General features: G+C 66.8%; 23 protein-coding genes. 20 read left to right on the top strand and 3 right to left on the bottom strand.

Annotated features, from left to right (window positions below; all coding sequences use genetic code 11):
* Nucleotide 1 precedes the first annotated feature (1 nt).
* The 5 genes from FDW83_RS05780 to FDW83_RS05800 are packed head-to-tail and all read left to right on the top strand — an operon-like array spanning nt 2 to nt 4252.
* Complete coding sequence (locus tag FDW83_RS05780; protein ID WP_138136643.1) at nt 2-1165, top strand: acyl-CoA dehydrogenase family protein; 1164 nt, start codon at nt 2-4, stop codon at nt 1163-1165.
* A gap of 48 nt (nt 1166-1213) precedes the next feature.
* Entirely contained in the window at nt 1214-2032 is an 819-nt protein-coding gene (locus FDW83_RS05785; RefSeq protein WP_138136644.1) for a CoA transferase subunit A, read from the top strand.
* Between the two features lie 2 nt (nt 2033-2034).
* Nucleotides 2035-2811 carry a CoA transferase subunit B gene (locus tag FDW83_RS05790; RefSeq protein ID WP_138136645.1) on the top strand — a complete coding sequence of 259 codons (777 nt, stop codon included), beginning with the start codon at nt 2035-2037 and terminating at the stop codon, nt 2809-2811.
* Nucleotides 2808-3416 carry a MaoC family dehydratase gene (locus tag FDW83_RS05795; RefSeq protein ID WP_240720863.1) on the top strand — a complete coding sequence of 203 codons (609 nt, stop codon included), beginning with the start codon at nt 2808-2810 and terminating at the stop codon, nt 3414-3416. Before FDW83_RS05790 ends, FDW83_RS05795 begins: the two co-directional genes overlap by 4 nt.
* Entirely contained in the window at nt 3413-4252 is an 840-nt protein-coding gene (locus FDW83_RS05800) for a CoA ester lyase (RefSeq protein ID WP_138136646.1), read from the top strand. The genes FDW83_RS05795 and FDW83_RS05800 overlap by 4 nt, the downstream gene beginning before the upstream one ends.
* 9 nt (nt 4253-4261) lie before the next feature.
* Here FDW83_RS05800 and FDW83_RS05805 read toward each other — a convergent pair whose 3' ends face one another.
* Complete coding sequence (locus FDW83_RS05805) at nt 4262-5719, bottom strand: lipase maturation factor family protein (protein WP_138136647.1); 1458 nt, start codon at nt 5717-5719, stop codon at nt 4262-4264.
* A gap of 73 nt (nt 5720-5792) precedes the next feature.
* Here FDW83_RS05805 and dxr point away from each other — a divergent pair, with 73 nt between their 5' ends.
* The 11 genes from dxr to FDW83_RS05860 all read left to right on the top strand — a co-directional run bounded on the left by dxr (nt 5793) and on the right by FDW83_RS05860 (nt 17404).
* The gene (gene dxr, locus FDW83_RS05810) at nt 5793-6977 is read left to right on the top strand and encodes a 1-deoxy-D-xylulose-5-phosphate reductoisomerase (RefSeq protein WP_138136648.1); all 1185 of its coding nucleotides are present in this window, start codon (nt 5793-5795) and stop codon (nt 6975-6977) included.
* Nucleotides 6978-6996: 19 nt separating this feature from the next.
* Nucleotides 6997-8328 (top strand): RIP metalloprotease, encoded by a 1332-nt coding sequence (locus FDW83_RS05815; RefSeq protein WP_138136649.1) that lies wholly within the window; start codon nt 6997-6999, stop codon nt 8326-8328.
* Between the two features lie 224 nt (nt 8329-8552).
* On the top strand, nt 8553-9233 hold the full coding sequence (locus tag FDW83_RS05820; protein WP_138136650.1) for a MarR family transcriptional regulator: 681 nt from the start codon (nt 8553-8555) through the stop codon (nt 9231-9233).
* Nucleotides 9230-9757 (top strand): hypothetical protein, encoded by a 528-nt coding sequence (locus tag FDW83_RS05825; RefSeq protein ID WP_138136651.1) that lies wholly within the window; start codon nt 9230-9232, stop codon nt 9755-9757. Before FDW83_RS05820 ends, FDW83_RS05825 begins: the two co-directional genes overlap by 4 nt.
* A gap of 82 nt (nt 9758-9839) precedes the next feature.
* Entirely contained in the window at nt 9840-10133 is a 294-nt protein-coding gene (locus tag FDW83_RS05830; protein ID WP_138136652.1) for a YciI family protein, read from the top strand.
* Between the two features lie 31 nt (nt 10134-10164).
* The gene (gene ispG / locus FDW83_RS05835; RefSeq protein WP_138136653.1) at nt 10165-11331 is read left to right on the top strand and encodes a flavodoxin-dependent (E)-4-hydroxy-3-methylbut-2-enyl-diphosphate synthase; all 1167 of its coding nucleotides are present in this window, start codon (nt 10165-10167) and stop codon (nt 11329-11331) included.
* Entirely contained in the window at nt 11294-12184 is an 891-nt protein-coding gene (locus tag FDW83_RS05840) for a GNAT family N-acetyltransferase (protein WP_138136766.1), read from the top strand. Before ispG ends, FDW83_RS05840 begins: the two co-directional genes overlap by 38 nt.
* 40 nt (nt 12185-12224) lie before the next feature.
* On the top strand, nt 12225-12971 hold the full coding sequence (locus FDW83_RS05845; RefSeq protein WP_138136654.1) for a hypothetical protein: 747 nt from the start codon (nt 12225-12227) through the stop codon (nt 12969-12971).
* Between the two features lie 366 nt (nt 12972-13337).
* The gene (locus FDW83_RS05850; protein WP_138136655.1) at nt 13338-15143 is read left to right on the top strand and encodes a proline--tRNA ligase; all 1806 of its coding nucleotides are present in this window, start codon (nt 13338-13340) and stop codon (nt 15141-15143) included.
* 9 nt (nt 15144-15152) lie between these two features.
* Complete coding sequence (locus FDW83_RS05855) at nt 15153-15947, top strand: TSUP family transporter (protein WP_138136656.1); 795 nt, start codon at nt 15153-15155, stop codon at nt 15945-15947.
* Nucleotides 15948-16012: 65 nt separating this feature from the next.
* Nucleotides 16013-17404 (top strand): aminotransferase class V-fold PLP-dependent enzyme, encoded by a 1392-nt coding sequence (locus FDW83_RS05860; RefSeq protein ID WP_138136657.1) that lies wholly within the window; start codon nt 16013-16015, stop codon nt 17402-17404.
* 8 nt (nt 17405-17412) lie between these two features.
* Here FDW83_RS05860 and FDW83_RS05865 read toward each other — a convergent pair whose 3' ends face one another.
* A complete protein-coding gene (locus FDW83_RS05865) occupies nt 17413-18444 on the bottom strand; it encodes an aminoglycoside phosphotransferase family protein (RefSeq protein ID WP_138136658.1) in 1032 nt (343 codons plus the stop codon).
* Between the two features lie 71 nt (nt 18445-18515).
* Nucleotides 18516-19646 (bottom strand): DUF4439 domain-containing protein, encoded by a 1131-nt coding sequence (locus FDW83_RS05870; protein ID WP_240720864.1) that lies wholly within the window; start codon nt 19644-19646, stop codon nt 18516-18518.
* A 105-nt stretch (nt 19647-19751) separates the two neighbouring features.
* On the opposite strand from FDW83_RS05870, the gene rimP reads away from it, so the two are divergent.
* From rimP to infB, 4 genes are all read left to right on the top strand, one after another.
* Nucleotides 19752-20366: a ribosome maturation factor RimP gene (gene rimP, locus FDW83_RS05875; protein WP_138136659.1), complete on the top strand. Its 615-nt coding sequence runs from the start codon at nt 19752-19754 to the stop codon at nt 20364-20366.
* On the top strand, nt 20366-21346 hold the full coding sequence (nusA, locus tag FDW83_RS05880) for a transcription termination factor NusA (RefSeq protein ID WP_138136660.1): 981 nt from the start codon (nt 20366-20368) through the stop codon (nt 21344-21346). Before rimP ends, nusA begins: the two co-directional genes overlap by 1 nt.
* A gap of 171 nt (nt 21347-21517) precedes the next feature.
* On the top strand, nt 21518-21865 hold the full coding sequence (locus FDW83_RS05885) for a YlxR family protein (RefSeq protein WP_138136661.1): 348 nt from the start codon (nt 21518-21520) through the stop codon (nt 21863-21865).
* A gap of 152 nt (nt 21866-22017) precedes the next feature.
* Complete coding sequence (gene infB, locus FDW83_RS05890) at nt 22018-24894, top strand: translation initiation factor IF-2 (protein ID WP_138136662.1); 2877 nt, start codon at nt 22018-22020, stop codon at nt 24892-24894.
* Nucleotides 24895-25180: the final 286 nt, after the last annotated feature.

Consider the following 25180-nt stretch of genomic DNA (forward strand, 5'->3'; position numbering starts at 1 on the left):
AATGCCCGGTTTTGAACTCACCGAGGAGTACCAGGACCTTAGCGACACGGTTCGTGACTTCGCGGACAACGTGGTGGCACCGGTCTCAGCCAAGCACGACGAAGAGCACAGCTTCCCGTACGACGTGGTCAAGCAGATGGCCGAGATGGGCCTGTTCGGGCTGCCGTTCCCGGAGGAGTACGGCGGAATGGGCGGAGACTACTTCGCGCTCGCCCTCGCGCTGGAGCAGCTGGGCCGCGTGGACCAGTCCGTGGCCATCACCCTGGAGGCCGGCGTTTCGCTGGGTGCCATGCCGGTCTACCGCTTCGGCACGGAGGAACAGAAACAGGCCTGGCTGCCCATGCTGGCCTCCGGGCAGGCGCTCGCAGGTTTTGGCCTGACCGAGCCCGAGGCGGGCTCGGACGCCGGCGGCACCAAGACCACCGCGCGGCGGGACGGCGGGGACTGGGTCGTCAACGGCAACAAGGAATTCATCACCAACTCCGGCACGAACATCACCCGCCTGGTGACGGTTACCGCGGTGACAGGCCGGAAGGAACGCCCCGACGGAAGCGTGCAAAAGGAGATTTCCACCATTTTGGTGCCAACTGACACGCCCGGCTTCAAAGCTGAAAAGCCCTACAACAAGGTGGGCTGGAACGCTTCGGACACCCATCCGCTCACGCTCAAGGACGTCCGGGTCCCCGAATCGAACCTGCTGGGCATGGAAGGGCGGGGCTACGCCAACTTCCTGTCCATCCTCGACGAGGGACGCATCGCCATTGCGGCGCTGGCCACGGGCGCCGCGCAGGGCTGCGCCGACCTCTCCGTCAAGTACGCCAAGGAGCGCCGGGCGTTCGGGCACGAGATCGGCAAGTACCAGGCCGTTTCCTTCAAGATCGCCCGCATGGAAGCCCGGGCCCACACGGCCCGCCTGGCCTACTACGACGCCGCCGCCCGGATGCTGGCCGGCAAGCCGTTCAAGACGCAGGCGGCCATAGCTAAGATGGTCGCAGGCGAGGCGGCCATGGACAACGCGCGGGATGCCACCCAGGTATTCGGCGGCTATGGCTTCATCAACGAGTTCACTGTGGCGCGCCACTACCGCGACTCCAAGATCCTTGAAGTGGGGGAGGGCACCACGGAGGTCCAGCTGATGCTGATCGCCCGCGAACTGGGTCTGTAGCAACGGGCGTTTGTCGCATGGAAAGTAGCCGGCCTGAAGGGATCGATGATGATTGACAAGGTTGTTGCCAGCGCCGACGAAGCAGTGGCGGACATTCCCGACGGCGCGTCCCTGGCCGTGGGCGGGTTCGGCCTGTGCGGCATACCGGTCACGCTTATTGACGCGCTGCACCGCGCAGGCACCTCGGACCTGGAAACGGTCAGCAACAACTGCGGGGTGGACGACTGGGGCCTGGGAATCCTGCTCCGTGACGGGCGGATCCGGCGCACCATCAGCTCCTACGTGGGCGAGAACAAGGAATTCGCCCGCCAGTACCTGGCCGGCGAGCTGGAGGTTGTCCTCACCCCGCAAGGCACCCTCGCCGAGAAACTGCGCGCGGGCGGCGCGGGGATCCCTGCCTTCTACACCAAGGCGGGCGTCGGCACGCAGGTTTCCGACGGCGGCCTGCCGCAGAAGTACGACGCCAATGGTGGCATCGCCATCGCCTCGGAGCCGAAGGAAGTGCGCTCCTTTGCGGGCGTTGACTACGTGCTCGAGGAATCGCTGACCCCCGACTTCGGCCTGGTCCACGCCTGGAAAGGGGACCGGCACGGCAACCTGGTGTTCCACGCCACCGCCATGAACTTCAATCCGCTGTGCGCCATGGCGGGCCGGATCACCATCGCCGAGGTGGAGGAACTCGTGGAGCCGGGGGAACTGGACCCGGAACACATCCACACTCCCGGGATCTTCGTGCAGCGGGTGGTCGTGGCTCCGGGGGCTGAAAAACGGATTGAGAAACGGACCGTGGCACTGGCCTCCTCCGCCCGGGGACCAGCTGCTGCGCCGGCAGCAGGACCAGGCAGTAACCAGCAGGCAGGAGCGTAGCCATGGATCCGAACAGTCCCTTGGCCCCCCGGCCGGAAGCCGTCCGGCCCGAGTACCGGCGGGCAGCAGTCCAGCAGCACGCAGCCGCCGGCGACTCAACCGCCCCGGCCGAAACCAGGGGCTGGACGCGGAATGAGCTCGCCGCGCGCGTTGCCAGGGAACTCAGCAACGGCCAGTACGTGAACCTCGGCATCGGCATGCCCACGCTTATCCCCAACTACATTCCGGAGGGAGTGGAGGTGGTCCTCCACTCCGAGAACGGCATCCTGGGAGTGGGGCCCTACCCGGCCGAGGACGCCGTGGACCCCGACCTCATCAATGCCGGCAAGGAAACGGTCACCGTGAACAAGGGAGCCGCCTTCTTCGATTCGGCCTCCTCCTTCGGGATGATCCGCGGCGGGCACGTGGACGTTGCCGTTTTGGGGGCCATGGAAGTAGCCGCTAACGGCGACCTCGCCAACTGGATGATCCCCGGCAAGATGGTCAAGGGCATGGGCGGAGCCATGGACCTGGTGTTCGGGGCCAAGAAGGTCATTGTCATGATGGAACACGTGGACCGGGCCGGTAAACCCAAGATCGTTCAGCAGTGCTCGCTGCCGCTGACCGGCAAGGGCTGCGTGGACCGCATCATCACCGACCTGGCCGTCATCGACGTCGTCCAGGACGAGACTGGTCCCCGCCTGGTCCTGCGGGAGCTGGCCCCCAATGTTTCGGTCGAGGATGTTGCTGCCGCCACCGGCGCCGAACTGTTCGAGGAAGACCGGGAACTCACCGTATGAGTGAGGGAAACGGGGTTTCGACAGGCTCAACCATCGAACAAACAGGTTCAACCACGGGGCAAACGGGAGAGCACCGGGTCATCGAGCAGCGCGGGCTTTACTTCGACGAGCTCGAGGAGGGCGTGCGTTACGCCCACCGCCCCGGGCGGACGGTGACGGAGGCGGACAACGTGCTGTTCACCACCCTCACCATGAACACCCAGGCCCTGCACCTGGACGCGGCCTGGAGCGCCGGTCAGCCCTTCGGCCAGCGGCTGGTGAACTCGATGTTCACCCTTGCCACGATGGTCGGCCAGTCCGTAGGCCAGCTGACCCAGGGCACCATCATCGCCCAGCTCGGCATTACGGACGTGTCCTTTCCGCATCCGCTCTACCACGGGGACACCCTGTACACCGAGACGGTGATCGCCGCAAAGCGCCTGTCGGCGTCGCGGCCCGGCCAGGGGGTGGTCACCATGCAGCACACCGGGCGCAACCAGGATGGCACCGTGGTAGCCCTGGCGACGCGCAGTTGCCTGATGTGGACCAGGGATGAGCATGCCCGGCAGCAGAACCGCGGCCAAGGCGCGCCGTCGCCGGGCAGACAGGGGACAATGCAGGTATGACCTTCCTGATGGGACCTGCCCTGCTGTTTTGCCCCGCTGACCGGCCGGAACGCTACCAAAAGGCCGCCGCGCGCGCCGATGCCGTCATCCTGGACCTTGAGGATGCCGTGGCACCCGGGGACAAACAGCGCGCCCGCGGCGCCATCCTGGCCCAGGTGGGGGCCACCGGCGACGAACCGGAGCTGGAGCCCAGCAGGACCATCATCCGGGTGAACCCCGCAGGGACCGAGGAGTTCGAACGGGACCTCCACTGCCTGGCGCACACCCCCTACCGGACAGTCATGCTGGCCAAGGCGGAAAGCGCACAGCAGCTGGAGGCGCTCGACGGCTACCAGGTGGTTGCGCTGTGCGAGACCGCTTTGGGCGTGCTGAATGCCCCGGCAATCGCGGCCGCACAAAACGTGGTGGCGCTGATGTGGGGAGCGGAGGACCTGCTGGCAACACTGGGCGGCACCTCCAGCCGGAAGGACGACGGCGGCTACCGGGCCGTGGCGCTGCACGCGCGTTCGTCGGTGCTGCTGGCCGCCAGGGCGCACGGCAAGGAAGCCGTGGACGCCGTTTATACCAATATCCCCGACCTTGCCGGACTGGCCCGGGAATCCGCGGACGCGGTGGCCTCGGGCTTCGGTTCAAAAGCCTGCATCCATCCCAGCCAGGCGGCAGTGGTGCGGGGCGCCTACGCACCTTCCGAGGCCGATGTGGCGGCAGCCTCTGAAATCCTGCAGGCCGCCCGGACCGCGGGCTCGGGCGTGTTCCAGCACAACGGCAAGATGATTGACGGGCCCATCCTCAAGCACGCGGAGGCTGTCATCCGCAGGGCCGGGGAGCACGCCTAGGAGCCGCTGCTACCGCCGACGGCCGGGCGAGCGCCGCAGGGACAAGGGCGGGATGGGCTCGTACAGCAGCGTCCGCACCCAGCGGTTCCCCGTTTCGCGGAACTCCTGCCGGGTGGCAAAGCGGTAGCGGTAGCTGCGGACGCGCACCCAGCGGGGCGTCCCGCCGTCGAACGGATCGTGGCGCAGGAGCCGCAACGTCTTGCGGTCCGCTTCGAGCAGTTTGGTGAGGAAGGCGTAGAACCACTCCTCGTGCACCGTGCGCAGCGGCAGGAACCACATCAGCCAGTCCAGCCTCAGGTGGTAGGGTGCCCACTGCCGCGGTATCCGGCGCAGGTCGCCGGGCTTGCCCTTGAAGCCGTACTCGCGCCAGTCGGACTCGTCCGGGTCCTCGGCCAGGGTGCCCTCCACCACAATCTCGATGCGCTGCTTGGTGACCGAGCCGAACGCGCCGTAGGTGTTGACCAGCTGCCAGCGGTTGAAGCTGGCGTTCATCAGCTGCCGGCTGGAGAACAGGTTGCGCAGCGGCCAGTAGCTGAGCACCACCAGCAAAAGGCTGGCTGCCAGCGTTATGGCCAGCCACCAGAGCGGCGTCTCCTGCGTTCCGCTGTGCCAGTCCAGCGGGATGGCCGGTATCACGGCGTGGGCCACGGGATCGCTGACGGCGGCGAATGCCAGCACAATCGCGATCCAGTTCAGCCAGGCGAAGTTTCCGCTGGCCACCAGCCACAGCTGCGTCACGATGATGATCCCCGCAGCCACGCTCGCCACGGGCTGCGGCGCGAACAGGAAGAACGGAACCACCAGTTGGGCAAAGTGGTTCCCCAGCACCTCCATCTTGTGCAGGGGCTTGGGAAGCAGGTGCGCCTGCCGGCTCAGCGGGCCCGGCATTGGCTGCGTTTCGTGATGGTAGTACAACGCCGTCAGGTCCCGCCACTCACGGCCGCCGCGGAGCTTGATCATCCCCGCGCCGAATTCCAGCCGGAACACCAGCCACGCAACCAGGATCAGGATGGTCCGGGGCGGGTCTGTCTGGTCCGAGCCCAGGAAGGCCACGGTGAACCCCGCCTCCAGCAGCAGCATCTCCCAGCCGAAGCCATAGAAAGTCTGGCCCACGTTCACGATGGACATGTACAGCAGCCACAGGGCCAGGAAGGCGATCAGCGGCACCCAGGGAGGTCCAAGCTGCGGAATGCCGGCAACCAGCAGCGCAGAGATCACGAGGCCCACGGCACAAACAGTCCGCAGCAACCCGTCCGAATACCGCCAGCGGAACAGTGTGGGCCGGCGCAGCCTGTTGAAAGCTCCAAGGTATTCGGGTACCGGAAGGAGGCCGCGCTCACCCAGCAACGCAGGAAACTGGTTCAATGAGGACAGGAACGCGACGAAGAAGAGCGCAGCCACGCCCCGCTGAAGCACCTGCCGGGCGAACTCGTATTCCGGCGCATCGAACCATGTCAGCCAGTCCACGGGAACCACGTTACGCCGGGCCGCCCCGAGGTCAAGGAGCCGGAGGCGCTGGTGCGTGCGGGATACTTAAGCAATGCAGCCACGCAGAATCGTCCTCCTTGGGTCCACAGGTTCCATCGGCACCCAGGCGATTGACGTCGTCGACGGCGCCCCGCATCTCTTCGAGGTTGTGGCACTCAGCGCGGGCGGCGGCAACCAGGAACTCCTGGCACGGCAGGCCGTCCACACTGGGGCTGCGGCAGTGGGAATCGCCAGCGGCGATCCGGGCCGCCTGGAAGCCCTGATCCGTGAGGCTGCGGCCGCAGCGGGAAAGCCCGGCTACAGTCCCCAAATCTTCTTCGGTCCGGACGCGTCGACCCGCATCGCCGAGGTGCAGGCGGATGTTGTGCTCAACGGCATTACCGGTTCCATCGGGCTCGCCCCCACCCTTGCCGCACTGAAATCCGGAGCCTCGCTGGCCCTGGCCAACAAGGAATCCCTCATCGTTGGGGGAGAGCTCGTCAAGGCGGCTGCCCGGGACGGCCAGATCGTCCCGGTGGATTCCGAGCACTCTGCGCTCGCCCAATGCCTGCGCGCCGGAACGGCAGCAGAAGTGGAAAAGCTGATCCTCACCGCGTCCGGCGGCCCCTTCCGGGGCAGGAGCCGGGAAGAGCTCCACGGTGTCACCCCGCGGGAAGCCCTGGCCCACCCCACCTGGGACATGGGGGTCATGGTCACCACCAACTCGGCAACCCTGGTCAACAAGGGCCTCGAGGTCATCGAGGCGCATCTGCTGTTCGACGTCCCCCTGGACCGGATCGACGTTGTGGTCCATCCTCAGTCCGTGGTGCATTCGATGGTGCAGTTCGTGGACGGATCCATCATCGCGCAGGCCTCCCCGCCGGACATGCGCCTGCCCATCGCGCTGGGCCTGGGCTGGCCGGACCGGGTGCCCAAGGCTGCCACTGCCTGCGACTGGACGCAGGCGGCCTCCTGGACCTTCGAGCCGCTGGATTCCGTTGCCTTCCCCGCCGTCAGCCTCGCCAAGGACGCCGCCAGGCAGGGGAATACCTTTCCGGCGGTCTTCAACGCGGCGAACGAGGAAGCAGTAACCGCGTTCCACGCTGGCCGCATCCGCTTCACGGACATCGTGGACACCGTGGAGAGCGTCCTCAGCGAACATTCAAGTGCTTCCCGGCTTACGGTGGAATCCGTGCTTGATGCTGAAGGCTGGGCACGTGCCCGCGCCAACGAACGTTTAGCACTCAGCAGTCTCTAGGAAGCAGCAAACACCTCCCATGACACCCGTTCTCCTCTTTGTCCTCGGCGTCGTCTTTGTGGCCATCGGCATCGCGGCCTCCATCGCGCTCCACGAAGTCGGCCACCTGGTGCCTGCCAAGCTGTTCAAAGTCCGGGTCACCAAATACATGATCGGCTTTGGCCCTACCCTGTGGTCGCGGCGGAAAGGTGAAACGGAGTACGGCATCAAAGCCATCCCGCTGGGAGGCTACGTGTCCATGATCGGCATGTACCCGCCGAACAAGGACGACGGGTCCGTCCGGCCCTCCAGCACCGGGATGTTCCAGACGCTCGCGACCGAGGCCCGTTCCATGGCGCACGAGGAAGTAGGCCCGGGGGACGAAAACAGGGTGTTCTACAAGCTTCCGGTGTGGAAGAAAATCATCGTGATGCTGGGCGGCCCGGCCATGAACATGGCACTGGGCCTGATCCTCACCGCCGTCCTGCTGATGGGCTTCGGGATGGCCACGGCCACCACCACCATCTCCGACGTTTCCAAGTGCCAGGTGGCGGCGGGGGAGACGGTTGACCCGGATTCGGCCGACTGCCGGCTCACGCCGGCTGCCGCCGCCGGCCTGCAGCCGAATGACACAGTGACGGCCTTCGACGGCAAGCCGGTGACCAGCTGGGACCAGCTCACCGAGTGGATCCGCGCGTCCGCCGGACGCGAAGTGGCCATCACCGTGGAGCGCAACGGCGCCCCCGTGAATACAACTGTCACCCCGGTCCTGTCCGCCAGGCCCATCATCGGCGCCGATGGCCGGCAGGCAACAGATGACGCCGGCACCCTCCTGTACCAGGACGTCGGCTTCCTGGGAATTGGTGCGCAGACCGAACTGGTGCCCCAGCCGGCGTCGTCCGTCCTGCCCATGGCGGGGGAGAACATCCGCCAGGTGGCCGGCGTCATCTTCAATCTGCCGGCCCGCGTGGTGGGGGTCGCGAAAGCGGCCTTCGGTGAGGAACCGCGTGACCCCAACGGCCCCATCAGCGTGGTGGGCGTGGGGCGGGTGGCCGGGGAAGTCGCCGCCATGGAGGAGATCCCGGTCCAATCGAGGGTAGCTACCCTGTTCGGCCTCCTCGCCGGCCTCAACTTCGCCCTTGCAGTGTTCAACCTGGTGCCGCTCCTGCCGCTCGACGGCGGGCACGTGGCCGGCGCGCTCTACGAGGGAACCCGCCGGCAGGTTGCCAGGCTGTTCGGCAAGCCCGATCCGGGGGCCTTCGATATCGCCAAGCTGCTACCGGTCACCTACGTGGTTGCCGCGCTGCTGATGGGCATGAGCGCCCTGCTGATCTACGCCGATATCGTGAAGCCGATAAATCTCTTCGGCTGACTTGCTCCCCGGAGAAGCCGGCAGATCTTTGGGCCCTCGCCGGTGCGTGACTGGTTACAGTCCTGGGCCACACTGGAGCGAGCCCCCAGCCGGAGGGCATTGCCGTTTTGCGTAACGGGGTGCTTTCCCTTGGCTGATTATGTCGTATCAGCCGTTTTTGGCTTATATCCGATAATCATCTATATGTGGTTGAGATCCGTAACTTAGCTGGTTATGGTTGGCGCATGTACGTACTGACGATAGACCAGCGCGGCAGCTCCTCCGACGTAGACCGTGTCCCCGACTTGGTCTCCTCCCTTGCGGCCCTCACGCCGGCGACCTTCGAGCGGTCCGTAGGTGACGAGCTCCAGGGGGTTGTGGAGGACGCCGGCGAGGCGGTGGATGTGGCTTTGCACGCCCTGCGCGGCGGGCACTGGTATGTCGGGATCGGGATCGGGGCGGTGCGGCTGGCACCGGGAGGCAGTCCGCGCGAAGGTTCCGGAAACGCCTTTGTGGCGGCGCGCAAGGCGGTGGAACTGGCCAAAGCGGCAGCCGGTCAGGTTCCGCTGTCAGTGGTGGCCGGCACCATGGGGCGTGGAAACAGTCCGCTTCCGGCCCGGGAAGAAGGTGCAATGGCAAGCGCGCATGCCCAGGCTGTACTTCGGCTGGTTGGCCGGCTGGTGCAGCAACGCAGCGATGCCCAGTGGCGGGTGGTGGACCGGTTGCGTTCCCTGCAGGGCGGCGCGGGCAGGCACGGGGCCCAAAAACAGGTGGCCCGGGAACTGGGTATTTCCGAGCAATCGGTGAGCCGTACCCTGCTGAGATCCGGCTGGCAGGAAGAATGGGCTGCCAGGCCGGCGGCCGCCATGCTGCTGGACTATGCCCATGCCCGGATCATAGGATCCCAGACCGAAGGAGGCCGGTGACCGCACTCTGGGTGGCTGCCGCGCTGGCGGTGGCCGGTTTTGGCGGGTGGCCGGTAACGGCGCTCGTCTTCAAGCTCGCCAGGACCATCGACGACAAAGCCGACGCGGCCAGGGCGGAAGAACAGGCCCGCCGGTCCGCCGAGGACCCGGCAGCGGATGTGACCGTTGACCCCGCGCGCGTAACAGCGCCCCCGGACGGTGCCGGCCAGAACGTGGACGGCGAGCTCACCGCGGAACCCGACCGGCCGTCGTCGGGCGGAGCTGCCGGTGCGGCTGCCCCCACCCAGCGTATCCTGCGCGGCGGGGCCATCATTGGAATCCTGGAACGCCTGGGCGTGTGCCTGGCAATCCTCACCGGGCAGCCGGTTGCAATCGCCTACATCGTGGCCATCAAAGGCCTGGGCCGGTTCGCGGAGCTGAAGGAGACGCCGGTGGCCGCCGAGCGGTTCATCATCGGAACGCTGGCTTCCATGCTCTGGGCAGCGGGCATCGCAGCGACGGTGAAGGTCTTGTTCCTGACTTAGGTCCAGGACAATGCGGCTCTGCTGCGGGGCCGTTCCCCGGCCGGATGGGTGCCCGGGGCAGGCATGGCGATAGGGTAGCGGTATGACAGTTTTTGCCGTTGAGTACGTTTACGCCGCCGATTCCACAGAAGCCCGGAACGAGGCCCGGCCCGCTCACCGCGAATGGACCGGAACCCTGGCGCAGGACGGCGCCATTCTGGCCAGCGGTCCGTACGGTGACGGGGCGGGCGCGCTGCTGATCTTCAAGGCAACGGACGAAGCCGCCCTCCACTCAATCCTCAGGCAGGACCCGTTCGCGGCCGCCGGAGTTATCGCCGGAACCCGCATCACCGAATGGTCTCCCGTGACCGGCATGCTCGCCGGGCTCACCGCTTAAGCCGTACCCCCTTTCACCTCTAGGAGTCCACGTGACCTCGGTCAGCCTGGGAATGCCGTCAGCCCCGCCACCCGTCCTTGCCCCGCGCCGCAAGACCCGCCAGATCAAGGTCGGATCGGTCGGCGTCGGCTCTGACTACCCCATCAGCGTGCAGTCGATGACCACCACGCCCACCACCGACATCAATGCCACCCTGCAGCAGATTGCAGAACTCACGGCGTCGGGCTGCGACATCGTCCGTGTTGCCTGCCCCTCGGCGGACGACGCCGAGGCGCTGCCCATCATCGCCCGGAAGTCTCAGATCCCGGTCATCGCGGACATCCACTTCCAGCCGAAATATGTGTTCGCCGCCATTGAGGCCGGCTGCGCGGCGGTGCGTGTGAACCCCGGAAACATCCGCAAGTTCGACGACCAGGTCAAGGAGATTGCCGCCGCCGCCCGCGACCACGGCACGTCCATCCGCATTGGCGTGAATGCTGGTTCGCTGGAGCCCGGCATCCTCAAGAAGTACGGCAAGGCAACGCCGGAGGCGCTGGTTGAATCAGCGGTCTGGGAAGCCTCCCTGTTCGAGGAGCATGGGTTCCATGACTTCAAGATCTCGGTCAAGCACAACGATCCGGTGGTGATGGTGGCTGCCTACGAGATGCTGGCGGAGAAGGGCGACTGGCCGCTGCACCTCGGTGTTACAGAGGCTGGACCGGCCTTCCAGGGCACCATCAAGTCGGCCACCGCATTTGGTGCTTTGCTGTCCCGCGGCATCGGCGACACCATCCGCGTCTCCCTCTCGGCCCCGCCGGTGGAAGAGATTAAGGTAGGCAACCAGATCCTGCAGTCCCTCAACCTTCGCCCGCGCAAGCTCGAGATTGTTTCCTGCCCCTCCTGCGGCCGTGCCCAGGTGGACGTGTACACCCTCGCCGAGCAGGTAACCTCCGGGCTCGAGGGGATGGAGATCCCGCTGCGTGTGGCTGTTATGGGCTGCGTGGTCAACGGGCCGGGCGAAGCACGTGAAGCTGACCTCGGCGTCGCCTCCGGCAACGGCAAGGGCCAGATTTTTGTGAAGGGCGAGGTCATCAAGACTGTCCCCGAGAGCGCAATTGTTGAGACACTGATCGAAGAGGCCATGCGTATCGCGGAAGAGATGGGGGAGGCCGATGGCGAAGATGCTGTCAAGGGTAGCCCCGTGGTTAGCGTCTCGTAGGGACGTACCTGATCCGGCGGGCTTTTCGGTCCGGACGCTGGACGGCCAGGACACGGAAGCCCTGACGCTGCTTGCGCAGCAGGACCGGGTGGCCAATGTGTTCATCCTTGCCCACCTGCGTGCCGCCGGCACGGCCGCCCCCACCAGCGGCGGTGCCGGGATTATCGGGGTTTTCGACGACGGCATCCTGGTGGGTGCCTGCTGGGCCGGTGCCAACCTGGTGCCGGTCCAGCTGGACCCCGCCCTGGCGGGAGCCGTCGCCGCGGCGGCGAACAGGTCCGGGCGGCGCTACGCCTCGGCCTTTGGCCCGGCACAAGCCGTGCTGGCCCTCTACGCCGGGCTGATGGACCTCGGGCACCGCGCGCACGAGGTGCGGGAGGACCAGCCCCTGATGGTCATCGACGGTGCCCCCGGAGTGGAGCCGGACCCGCGACTCGGACTGGGCCGCCTGTCCGACTTTGACCGCATCCTTCCCGCATGTGCTGCCATGTTCGAGGAGGAGGTCGGGTACTCTCCGTTCCTGGGCGGAAGGGAGTTCTACAGCCGCAGGGTGGAGGGCCTCATCCGGCAGGGCCATTCCCTGGTCCACCTCAACGAATCCCACGAAGTTGTGTTCAAAGCCGAACTCGGCGCAGTCACTGAAGATGTCACCCAGGTCCAGGGTGTATGGATGAATCCGCTGTACCGCGGGCAAGGGCTCAGCGCCGGCTACATGGCCGCCGTGGTGAAGGAGGCACAGAAAGTGGCGCCCGTTACCAGCCTCTACGTGAACGGCTTCAACCTCCGGGCACGCTCGATGTACGAGCGTGTTGGTTTCCGGCAGGTCGGCACGTTCGCTACAGTTCTGTTTTAGCTGGCCACTGCCAGTCCGCATCTGAATATTGGGGGAAAAATTGAAGACGTCTGCGCTGGCAACCCTGGCGGTCGCCGCCTTGCTTGCCTTGACCGTCCCAGCCTGCGCAGGTCCCGCCGCCACCCCGGTGAATGACGTTTCACCAGCGGCAAGCGGGACGGCCACCGCCGCCCCCATAGTCACACCCACTCCCATTCCCAAGGCGTATACCAATGCCGACCTTGCAGGCATCGTGCGCCAAGTGCGGGATTCGGCCGACCGCCGGCTGACAGTCCTCCCCGAGACCGACCTGGCAGCGACCATTGAGCAGTCCAAGGAAATGGTGGCTGCGATCGAGGTGGCGCCCGCGGCGTGCAAGGAGTTCGCAACGGCGAGCACCGTCCCGGCATTGGACGGGGCAGCCATGGCCATGGGACTCAGCACTGACTCGGGCACCGGGGCCGTCACGGCACTGTCCCTGCTGTCCGGACTCGACGAAGCAGCCCTGGCCAACGTCGCCGATCCCGCCGCCCAATTGCAGCAGTGTTCTGACATGACGGTGACAGTCTCAGGTATCGCCGTCCCGGTTACCATCGCCATGCTGGACAGCGTGGGCGGGTTGGCGGAAACTACTGCCTATCGAACGGAGACGCAGCTCCCGGACGGCCAGGTTCAGTCCACCATCACAGCGCAGGCCATCCAGCAGGGTGTTGTTCTCACAGCCGTTGCCACTGGCGGGGAGAGCGAAACCGACGCTGCAACACGTGCAGGTGCGCTGCTCGATGCAGCGGCCGCCTTCATCAAATAAGTCGTTAATGAACATTGACCAGGCGCGCTTCGGGTGAGGACCAGCGGTTTTGCAGGCAAGCCACTTGTCAACGTGCCTGCCATCACATAGGTTCGATCTAGCTGCGCTGGAGTGGCGTGGGCGGTCTCACCAGTCCTCACCAGTACTTAGGCGATAACGGCGTTGAGCCACGCCCGGATGCGATGACCAGCCTCACTGGGGGGCCAGGGGCTTTGCATTTTCGGGCGTGGCTCTACTGTTCCCGGCGCAGTGCATTGGAGAGTCCTCCGCGGGTCCGGGCCGGGCCCCTTCTGCCGGTAGATTAGTACCCAGACGAAATTGCCCGGCCCTGCTGATCCAGCACTTTCCCAGAAACGGATACCACCCGTGGTCCTTAGACTGTCCCAGCTTTTCCTGCGCACCCTGCGTGAAGATCCCGTCGACGCCGAAGTCGCCAGCCACAAGCTCCTGGTCCGCGCGGGATACATTCGCCGTGCGGCCCCCGGTATCTACACCTGGCTGCCGCTGGGATTGAGCGTGCTCCGCAAAGTGGAGGAAATCATCCGCCAGGAGATGGCGGCCATCGGGGCGCAGGAAGTCCACTTCCCGGCACTGTTGCCCAGGGAGCCTTACGAGGCCACCAACCGTTGGACCGAGTACGGTGAAGGCCTCTTCCGGCTGCAGGACCGCAAAGGTGCGGACTACCTGCTCGCCCCCACGCACGAGGAGATGTTCACGCTGCTCGTCAAGGACCTGTACTCCTCGTACAAGGACCTGCCGCTGAGCCTGTACCAGATCCAAAACAAGTACCGCGATGAAGCGCGCCCCCGCGCGGGCCTGCTGCGCGGACGCGAGTTCATCATGAAGGATTCCTACTCCTTCGACGTGGACGACGCCGGCCTGGACGCGAGCTACGCCGCCCACCGCGCCGCCTACCTGAAGATCTTCGCCAGGCTTGGCCTGGAGGTAATCCCCGTTGCCGCCACGGCCGGCGCCATGGGCGGTTCCAAAAGCGAGGAGTTCCTGTTCCCCACGGAGATCGGCGAGGACACCTTCGTCCGCTCGGCGTCCGGCTACGCCGCGAACGTGGAGGCCGTCACCACCGTGGTGCCCGCGGAGGTCGACTACAGCAGCGCTCCCGCTGCCCAGGTCCTGGATACTCCGGACACACCCACCATCGAAACCCTGGTGGCCGCTTCCAACCAGATCTTCCCGCGTCCGGACGGTGAAGCCTGGACCGCCGCCGACACCCTCAAGAACGTGGTCCTCGCCGTTACGCTGCCCACGGGCGAGCGCCAGATCGTTGTCATCGGCGTTCCCGGGGACCGCGCCGTGGACCTGAAGCGCGTTGAAGCCAACATCGGCGCGTTCCTCCCGGTGGCCGGCGAAATCGGGCTGGAGGCCGCCGGTGAAGAGGACCTCAAGAAGCATCCGCTGATCGTCAAGGGCTACCTCGGCCCCGGCATGTCCCTGGACCAGGCCCTGCTGGGCTCTGAAGGCAATGCCAAACTGCTGTACCTGGTGGATCCCCGCGTCGTCAGCGGCACCACGTGGATCACGGGCGCCAACGAGGCCGGAAAGCATGTGTACGGTCTCGTGGCCGGCCGGGACTTTACGTGGGACGGTGTCATTGAGTGCACCGAAGTCCGCGCCGGCGACCCCGCTCCTGACGGTTCGGGCCCGCTGGAAACGGCGCGCGGCATCGAGATGGGCCACATCTTCCAGCTCGGCCGGAAGTACGCCGAAGCCCTGGACCTGAAAGTGCTGGACCAGAACGGCAAGCAGGTGACTGTCACCATGGGGTCATACGGCGTGGGCGTCACGCGGGCCGTTGCAGCCCTGGCCGAGTCCAACCACGACGCCAAGGGCCTGGTCTGGCCCCGCGCCGTCGCACCGGCCGACGTTCATGTGGTGGCTGTCGGCAAGGGTGAGGACATCTTCGCCACTGCTGAGCAGCTTTCCCTGGACCTCGAGGCGGCGGGCCTCGACGTCATTTACGACGACCGGCCCAAGGTGTCGCCCGGCGTGAAGTTCGGGGATGCCGAACTGGTGGGTGTCCCCACTATCCTTGCCGTCGGCCGGGGCCTGGTTGACGGCGTGGTGGAAATCAAGGACCGCCGCTCGGGCGAAGCGGAGAACGTTGCGGTCGATAAGGCTGTTGACTATGTGGTCAACACCGTCCGCAACAGCTGATCCGCAGCGGTGGTTTTTGGACTTGAATCCCTCCAGCTGACAACGCTGCTCCTGCTGGTACTGGCGGGTTTTGCTGCGGGCTGGGTTGACGCCGTGGTGGGCGGCGGCGGGCTCATCCAGCTCCCCGCCCTGCTGCTGGTCCCGGGCATCACTCCGGTGCAGGCACTCGCCACCAACAAGCTTGGTTCCATCTTTGGCACTGCCACCAGCGCAACGACGTACTACCGGCGGGTGGGGCCGGACCTCAAGACGGCCCTGCCCATGGCGGTGATCGCCCTGGCGGGAAGCTTTGGTGGTGCCGTCCTGGCGGCCACCCTGCCTGCGAGTGTTTTCAAGCCCATCATCGTCGTTGCCCTGGTCGCCGTCGCGCTGTTTACGGCGCTCAAGCCCGACGTCGGGGACATCACGGCGCTGCGGCACAACGGCCACAAGCACTACGTGGTGGCATGCCTGATCAGTGCCGTCATCGGTTTCTACGACGGACTGATCGGGCCCGGGACCGGTTCGTTCCTGGTTATCGCCCTCGTCTCGGCCATGGGATATGCCTTCCTGGAAGCCAGCGCCAAGGCGAAGATCGTGAACATGGCCACGAATGCCGGTGCGTTGCTGTTCTTCATGCCGCACGGCTCCATCCTTTGGGGACTTGGTCTGTTGCTGGGGGCGTCCAACATGGCCGGCGGTTACCTCGGAGCCAGAACGGCCGTCAAGCAGGGAAGCCGGTTTGTCCGAATTGTCTTCCTTGTGGTGGTTGCAGCGCTCATCATCAAACTCGGCCACGACATCTGGCAGGAAAATTCCGCCTGACCGGAATTACCTGCAGGGGAGTTCGTGCCCTCGTTGGCAGGCCGGGCCAGGCGTAGCATGCAGGTATGTCACACGGGGACGACGACTTCGCCCGGGCCATGGCGGCCGCGTACCGGCTTTCGACGGACTGGCTGCAGAGCCTGCCCGGCCGCCCGGTAGGGCCAAGGGCAGCTGCCCATGACCTCACCGGGGTGTTCGGCGGACCCCTGCCGCGGACGGGAATGCCGGCTGAAGACGTGGTGGAATTCCTGGCGCGTGCCGCCGAGCCCGGCCTGATGGCAATGCCTTCCGGCCGCTTCTTCGGCTGGGTGATCGGCGGCACACTGCCCGCCGCCCTGGCCACGGACTGGCTTGTCAGCGCGTGGGACCAAAACTCCGGACTGCGGTATGCCACTCCGGCCATGGCCGCGGTTGAGGAGAGTGCCGGTTCGTGGCTGCTGGAACTGCTAGGGCTGCCAACGGATGCCGACGTCGGCTTCGCCACCGGTGCCACGATGGCGAACTTTACCGGCATGGCCGCAGCCCGCTGGCGGCTGCTGGCAAACGCCGGCTGGGACCTTGACCGGGACGGGCTGTTCGGAGCCCCGCGGATCCGCTGCTTCGTGGGCAGGGAAAGGCACGACACAGTAGACCTGGGCCTGCGTTATCTGGGACTTGGGATGCCGCAGGTTGTGGACGCTGACGTGCAGGGGCGCATCCTTCCCTCAGCACTCGACGCAGCGTTGGCAGCAGGCGAAGGGCCGGCGCTGGTGTGCCTGCAGGCCGGAAACCTGCACTCGGGGGCGTTCGATCCGTTCCCCGAAGCCATTGCCATCGCCAAGGAGCACGGCGCCTGGGTGCACGTGGACGGCGCCTTCGGATTGTGGGCAGCAGCGGCACCCGGGCTCAAGCACCTTGCCAGCGGCTGCGGGGACGCGGACTCCTGGGGCACCGATGCCCACAAGACGCTGAACGTTCCCTATGACTGCGGCATTGCGATCGTGCGGGATGCTTCGGCGCTGCGGTCTGCCATGGGCCTGCACACGAGCTACCTGATGCACGACGCCGAAGGTCCGGGTGATCCGTTCGAGAAGGTGCCGGAGCTTTCCCGTCGGGCCCGCGGTGTCCCGGTCTGGGCCGCGTTGAAGAGCCTGGGCAGTGACGGCGTGGCCGCGCAGGTCAGCGGTATGGCTGCGGCCGCTGCGGACATTGCCGCAGGGCTGGCCGCGCTCGATGGCGTTGAGGTGCTCAACGACGTTGACTACACGCAGGTCTGCGTGGCATTCGGCGACGACGCCACCACGCGTGCTGTCACGGCCCGTGTCATCGGGGACGGCGCGGTGTGGATGTCCGGGTCCCGCTGGCACAACCGGGATGTCCTGCGGGTGTCAGTCAGCAATTGGCATACGGGCGGCGAAGAGGTGGATGCCGCGGTAGCCGCCGTCAAGTCCGCTCTCGCGGCGGTGCGGGGCAGCTGAAGCCGCTGCTAGTCGAGGCCGACGCCCGGTTCGGGAAGGGCACCGGGTGCCGGGAGCCCCTCCAGCGTCCGGCCTGCCAGCGTGCTGGCGACCCACAGGGATCGTGCCAGGTCACCTTGGTGGCCGGGTGCGCCTGCATACCACAGCGCGTTGGCAACCTCCCGGGCAACGGCCCACTGCCGGGCAACATCCCCGTCAAGGCCGGCGGCCGTGCTGAAATCGGCGCACCGCTGTCGCAGCCCCGTGCCTGGAGCACCGGCCGGAAGGTCGCTGATCCTGTTCCACAACAGCGGCGCCACCCCGAATTCCGCTTCCCCGACCATCGGCTGCGGGTCGATCGCCGCGTATCCGGCCGCAGTCGGCCTGGCTGCCGTGCTGCATGGCCGGGCCAGGACATTCAGGAAATGCAGGTCGGTGTGGACCAGGACGTCCCGGGAAGACCGGCGTCCTACTGCACCGCGCGTCTGGCAGACCTCCAGGGCGGCTTCCAGCAGCCAGCGGGGGAACGGGCGGCCCAACTGTTCCCAGTCGGCGGGAAAGTCATCGCTCCACTGCTCCGCACGGGCCGCGATGTGGTCGAACTCCTGCCACTGGGGCCGCCCGTCCGGAACCAGGCCCAATTGCCGGACCAGGGCGCCCCATACTTCCACCGTGTCATCCACAGGCAGGCTGGCCAGCGAACGCCCGGCATCCAGCCGTTCGAGGAGCATCGCGCAGCTGCCCGCGTCATGCTCCAGCAGTGCTGCCGCGCCCTGACCCTGCCATAGCGCCAGGGCATGCCGCTCCAGCTTTGCCTCATCGTGCGGAAAGGCGATTTTCAGTGCGGCAGGACTTCCGTCTGCACGCAGGACGGGAATGACCATCCCGCCGTGGCCGTTCCAGGGCAGGGCGCCCGGAGGAAGATCAGGCTCCAGGTTCCACTGCCCGAGCCGCCCGGCCACCAGGTCCGGCAACACGGCAAGCCACGCCCGCCCCTCGACGCTTCGCCGGTAACGGGCGGTGAGGCCGGGCGGAATGGAGATCTCTCCTGGTGCTTTCATCAGCTCAACCCTATGCTCCCGGCCGCGCCAGCTCCCCGTTGCGGACTTCCCCCCCCGAGATCCGGTGGACTTCAGGCAGGAAGCGGCGGCAGTTGCTGCTCGTTCAGGGGCAGCCCAGGAAGGGGACCGGGGTCACCGCCCCAGTGGGCAGTCCGCATCACTGCCGATCGCAGGGCTGCGATGGCCCAAAGGCGGGTGGAGCCGTCGGTAACTGCCACCACGTCGCCATAGGCAGGAAGGGTTGCGGCTTCCAGCCGCGCCATTCCGTCCGACGGCGCCGCAAGGAACTCCTGCCCCAGGGCATACCCCGGCTGCTGCGGCAGCGGTGTCCCGCACCAGAAGCGGCTCCGCGTCTCAGCTTCCCTGGCCAGGCCCTGGTGCTGTCCCAGGAATTCCGACGCCGGTCCGGCAGCTTCCGGGGGCAGCCGCGTCAGGGCTGCCTGGTAGCCGTAGACCGCCTCCAGTTCCGCGGCAGCTGCGGCCACCAAGGCAGTGCCTGGCGCCGCGCCGGCTGCAGAGGGTTCCGGGCCGGTGGACGCGGGCGGACCCGAGGGCGAGGGGCACGGTGTTTCGTTGGCGTCAGTGGTGGTTTCGGCTGCCGCGGAACCCGCGGCCGGGTTTGTTCCATGACCTTGCTGCGCGGCCGGGCCAAGACCGGAGACGGCTTCAGGCTCACCGGTCGCGGCGGCAAGCTGCTGCGCAGCCAGCACCTGTGCGGTGCCTGCACCCGCCAGCAGGCGGGCCATCCCGCCGTCAACCGTTTCCGCATCCTTGAGGCGCTGCGCGCCGCTGGCCGCCAGGGCAGCGGCGAGCTCGGGCGCGGGCAGGGCGGGTGCGGCGGATGGTGCGGGGGCCGCCGCGTCGGCCGAAGCAGTCGGGACGCCCGTCCCCGCAGCGGCAGCCCCCGGCAGCAAGAGCGCCCTGGCCTGGATGGTCAGCAAGGTCACAGCCCTGTCCACGGCGGCGGCAGCACCGCCGTCGGCTGCTCCACCGGCAAGCCGGAGCCCCGCGGCTCGGAGCTGCAGGGCGTCCGCGAGGGCCGCGGCGCGCGCCTGTTCGGAGAAGGGGGGCGGCGGCGGGGCAGGCGGTTCCGCGCGGATAAAGGCGAATCCCAGGCTCACAACAAGCAGCGCCGCGAGTGCCAGGACAACGTAGCGGAAGTACCGGATCCGCGGACGGTTCACCTGGCTGTCGTCATTCACAACAGACCATCGTGCCACGCTTGAGGGAATCTCCGTGCACCACTCAGCCGGTAAAATAGCTACGCTAGTACACACCACATCATCTATAGGGAGGCGGCCGGCATCGTGAGCAATGCAGAAGCCACGGCTTCACCAGACCCCACCGGAACCGGCAGGACTGGGTCCGCAACGCACAATCCGGAAGCTGCCCGGCTTCGGGCCCTCCTTGAACCCTCGGTCCTGGCCAACCGGCTGTACCTCGAGGATGTGGAAATCAACGTCGCAGGTTCGCATCGGGTGGTCCACGTTGTGGTGGACCTGCCGCAGGAGGAAACCGGCGGAGTCAGCCTGGATGTCATCGCGGAGATCTCCAAGGTCCTCTCCGCTGTCCTGGACAGCGACCCCTCGATGGACAGCCGCCCGTACGACCTCGAGGTGTCGTCGCCCGGCGTGGGCCGTCCGCTCACGGAGCCGCGGCACTGGCACCGGGCGAAGGGCCGGATGGTAAGGGTCAACGTCATTCAGGGCGAGAACGTCGTGGGCCGCATCCAGTCCGTGGACGGCGGCGGCGTGACCATCGTTCCGGAAATCGCCGTCAAGAAGGGCATGAAGCCCCGGCAGGGCGACCCCATCAAACTTCCTTTCGACAGGATCCGCAGCGGAAAAGTCGAGATCGAATTCAGCCACCTCAACGAGGACGGGCTGGAACCTGGACACAATGGACCTTCCGAGGAGGCCTGATGGATATTGACATGAGCGCACTGAGACTTCTGGAGCGTGAGCGTGAAATCCCGCTGGACCTCCTGATCCCCACCATCGAGCAGGCGCTCCTGGTGGCCTACCACAAGTCTCCCGGCGCCTTCGAAAAGGCCCGGGCAGAACTGGACCGCAAGAGCGGGCACGTCACCATCTGGGCAGTTGAGATGGACGACGACGGTGCCCCCATTGGTGAGTTCGAGCACACACCGGAAGGTTTCGGGCGTATCGCCGCCAGCACGGCCCGGCAGATCATCCTGCAGCGCCTGCGGGACGTCGAGGACGACAACGTGCTCGGCGAGTTCAAGGGCCGCGAAGGCGAACTGGTGGCCGGCACCATCCAGCAGGGCAATAACCCGCACATGATCCAGGTCAACCTCGGTTCCGTGGAGGCCTTGCTTCCGCCGCCCGAGCAGGTGCCGGGGGAGAAGTACATCCACGGCAACCGCCTCCGTGCCCTGGTCATCGATGTCCACCGCGGCTCGAAGGGTCCGTCGGTCACGCTGTCCCGGTCCCACCCGGGGCTGGTGCGCAAGCTCTTCGAACTTGAAGTGCCGGAAATCGCCGACCGTTCGGTGGAGATCGTCGCCCTTGCGCGGGAAGCGGGCCACCGGACCAAGATCGCCGTCAAGGCCAACGCCCCGGGAATCAACGCCAAGGGTGCCTGCATCGGCGAAATGGGTTCCCGGGTCCGCGCCGTCATGAACGAACTGAACGACGAAAAGATCGACATCGTCGACTACAGCGAGAACCCGGCAACGTTCATCGCCAGCGCATTGTCCCCGTCACGCGTGAATTCCGTCACCATTACGGATGAAGCCACCCGGTCGGCACGCGTTGTGGTTCCCGACTACCAACTGTCCCTCGCCATCGGCAAGGAGGGCCAGAACGCCCGCCTCGCCGCGAAGCTGACCGGCTGGCGCATCGATATCGTCTCGGACGCAGCCACGGCCAAGGAAGGCTGAGCCTCCTTCCGGGCCTTCCCTGCCACGCTGGAGCCCGCCGGCGATGCGGGCGGAACGGCCGGAAGGGGATAGAATGGACAGGACCGCGCCTCACGGCCGGCAATCGTGCGCCCTGGGTGCGCTCTCCGGACAGGGGAGGGCTCCGCGGCCGGCAGATATGAACGTAGGACGATGACCGTGGCAGAAGTACGTACCAGCGGACATCAACCCGAACGCACCTGCATCGGATGCCGGAAGAAGGGGCCAAGGTCAGAACTACTCCGGCTCGTCGCCGAAGGCAGCGGATCACCCGCCGTCCTTGTGGACGAACGACGCCGGATGGCTGGCCGGGGTGCATGGCTGCACCCCAGCGCATCGTGCCTGGCACTGGCGATCAAGCGGCGAGCGTTCGGACGCGCCCTTCGGGGAGCAACCGAAACCGCAGCCGTGGAACGCCGGATCCTGTCCGGCCCGAACCTCGCAGGCGCCCCGGTGGCTGCGGCATCAACCGTCCAACCTGAAAGCGGGTCAGAAATCTGATGGAAACCCGATGAGTTCCCAGCGATGAGTGCGTAACGATGACAACTTTGTTGCGCTCTGCAATGGGCCCTTCCGCAGCATCCGCGGCCGGGGCCCGCAGTAAGAAGTAGACGGTTCGTGCCTGGCTCGGTGCGGACCGAGACAGGAGAAATGTGGCCAAGGTCCGCGTACACGAGCTCGCGAAAGAGCTCGGTATCACTTCCAAAGATGCAGTGACAAAACTGCAGGAACTGGGCGAATTCGTTCGCTCCGCCTCATCCACCATTGAGGCCCCCGTTGTCCGCAAGCTGCGTAACGCCTTCCCCGACGCTGCCGCCAAGACCGCGGCGCCCGCAGCCGCACCCAAGGCGCCTGCGCCGGCAGCTGCAGAAGCACGTCCCGCAGCCCCCGCACCCGGTCCGGCAGCACCCAAGGCTCCGGCCCCCAAGGCACCAGCTCCGGCCGCACCCGCAGCACAGGCCCCGGCCGCTCCGGCTGCACCGGCCGCAAGCACCCCGGCTGCACCTTCAGCGCCCGCGACGGGCGCCAAGCCCGGTGCCCGTCCGGCTCCCAAGGCCGATACCCCGGCTCCCCGCCAGGGTGGCGCCACCCCGGGTTCCAACGCACCCCGTCCGGGCGGTCCCCGCCCCGGTAACAACCCGTTCGCGACCTCGCAGGGCATGCCCCGCGGCCGTGGCGGCGACGGCGACCGCGCTCCGCGTCCGGGTAACAACCCGTTCGCTACCTCCCAGGGCATGCCCCGCCCGGGTGGCGGCCGCACCGACGGCGACCGTCCCGGTGGTCCGCGTCCCGCAGCCGGCGCCGGTGGCCCCCGCCCCGGTGGTCCGCGTCCTGCGCCGGGTGCAGGTGGCCCCCGCCCCGCAGCAGGTGCCGGCGGTCCCCGTCCGGGTGCCCCGCGTCCCGGCGGTCCCCGTCCCACGCCTGGCATGATGCCCAACCGTACTGAGCGTCCCGCACCCGCAGGTGCCGGGCGTCCCGGTGGCGGCCGCGGTCCGGGACGCCCGGGTGGCGCCCCCGGCACCGGAGGTCCCGGCGCCGGTGGCGGTGCTCCCGCCGGCGGTGGCTTTGGCAAGGGCGGCCGCGGCCGCGGCGGCACCCAGGGTGCCTTCGGCAAGGGCGGCGCAGGCCGTGGCAAGCAGCGCAAGTCGAAGCGCGCGAAGCGCCAGGAACTTGAGCAGATGAGCGCACCGTCGCTGGGTGGCGTGAGCGTACCCCGCGGCGACGGCAACACCGTCATCCGGCTGCGCCGTGGCTCGTCCATCACGGACTTCGCCGACAAGATCGAGGCGAACCCCGCAGCGCTGGTCACCGTACTGTTCCACCTTGGTGAAATGGCAACTGCCACCCAGTCGCTGGACGAAGACACCTTCGCACTGCTGGGGGAGGAACTGGGCTACAAGCTCCAGGTAGTGTCCCCGGAGGACGAGGAGCGCGAGCTGCTGTCCACCTTCGACATCGACGTAGAGGCCGAGCTTGAGGCCGAAGGCGACGAGGAACTCGAACCCCGGGCTCCCGTGGTAACCGTCATGGGCCACGTGGACCACGGTAAGACCCGCCTCCTCGACGCCATCCGCAACTCGGATGTCGTGGCCGGCGAACACGGTGGCATCACTCAGCACATCGGTGCCTACCAGATCACGCACGAGCACGAAGGCACCCACCGCCAGATCACCTTCATCGATACCCCCGGCCACGAGGCGTTCACCGCCATGCGTGCCCGTGGTGCGAAGGTCACGGACATCGCCATCCTGGTGGTGGCCGCGGACGACGGTGTCATGCCGCAGACCGTTGAAGCGCTCAACCACGCCCAGGCGGCCAACGTGCCGATCGTCGTGGCCGTGAACAAGATCGACAAGGAAGGCGCCAACCCTGACAAGGTCAAGGGCCAGCTGACCGAGTACGGCCTGGTTCCGGAAGAATACGGTGGCGACACCATGTTCGTTGAGGTCTCGGCCCGCCAGAACCTCAACATCGACGAGCTCATCGACGCTGTCCTGCTGACCGCCGACGCCGCCCTGGATCTCCGGGCCAACCCGGACAAGGCAGCCCGCGGTATCGCCATCGAAGCGAACCTGGACAAGGGCCGCGGTGCGGTTGCCACCGTCCTGGTGCAGTCCGGCACCCTGGCCGTCGGCGACACGATCGTGGCCGGCACGGCGCACGGCCGCGTCCGTGCCATGTTCGACGAAGACGGCGAAGCCCTCGACGTCGCACTGCCGTCCCGCCCGGTCCAGGTCCTCGGCCTGTCCAACGTGCCGCGCGCCGGTGACACCTTCCTGGTGACCGCCGACGAGCGTACCGCCCGCCAGATCGCCGAGAAGCGTGAAGCCGCTGAGCGCAACGCCCAGCTCGCCAAGCGCCGCAAGCGCATCAGCCTCGAAGACTTCGACCAGGCAGTCGCCGAAGGCAAGATCGACACCCTCAACCTCATCCTCAAGGGTGACGTGTCCGGTGCCGTGGAAGCCCTCGAAGACGCCCTGCTCAAGATCGACGTCGGCGAAGGCGTGCAGCTGCGCGTCATCCACCGCGGTGTGGGTGCCATTACGCAGAACGACGTCAACCTTGCAACGGTCGACTCCGCCGTCATCATTGGCTTCAACGTCAAGCCGGCCGAGCGTGTTGCCGAACTGGCAGACCGCGAAGGCGTCGACATGCGCTTCTACTCGGTCATCTACGCAGCCATCGATGACATTGAGATGGCGCTCAAGGGCATGCTCAAGCCGGAATACGAAGAAGTCCAGCTGGGCACCGCCGAGGTCCGCGAAGTCTTCCGCTCCTCCAAGTTCGGAAACATCGCAGGCTCGATCGTCCGCTCGGGCATCATCCGCCGCAACGCCAAGGCACGCGTCAGCCGCGACGGCAAGATCATCGGTGACAACCTCACCGTCGAGTCGCTCAAGCGCTTCAAGGACGACGCCACCGAGGTCCGCACGGACTTCGAATGTGGTATCGGTCTTGGGTCGTACAACGACATCATCGAAGGTGACATCATCGAGACCTTCGAGATGCGCGAGAAGCCGCGCGTCTAATCGGTAGTACTGCGAGAGGTGCGGGGTCGTTGGGTTTTCCGGTGGCCCCGCCTTTTCCGCCGCAGAGGGGCCCCGCCCCTACGCTGGGCGGCTTGGAATCTTTGATCCCAGGCCACCCAGCTCCGGCAGGCCCGATGCCACTCCCGGGCCCCCTCTACGGCTCCAAAGAGCCGCCGGAAAACCCACCGTGGGTCCGTCTTTGGCTCGCTGTGGTGCGTGGCACCAATCGAACGTGGGTACGTTTGCGTCAACGCGCCGTCGTACGTCCCAAATTTTCTTAGGAGTT

The organism is Pseudarthrobacter sp. NamE2, from assembly GCF_005796205.1.
Taxonomy (GTDB): Bacteria; Actinomycetota; Actinomycetes; order Actinomycetales; family Micrococcaceae; genus Arthrobacter.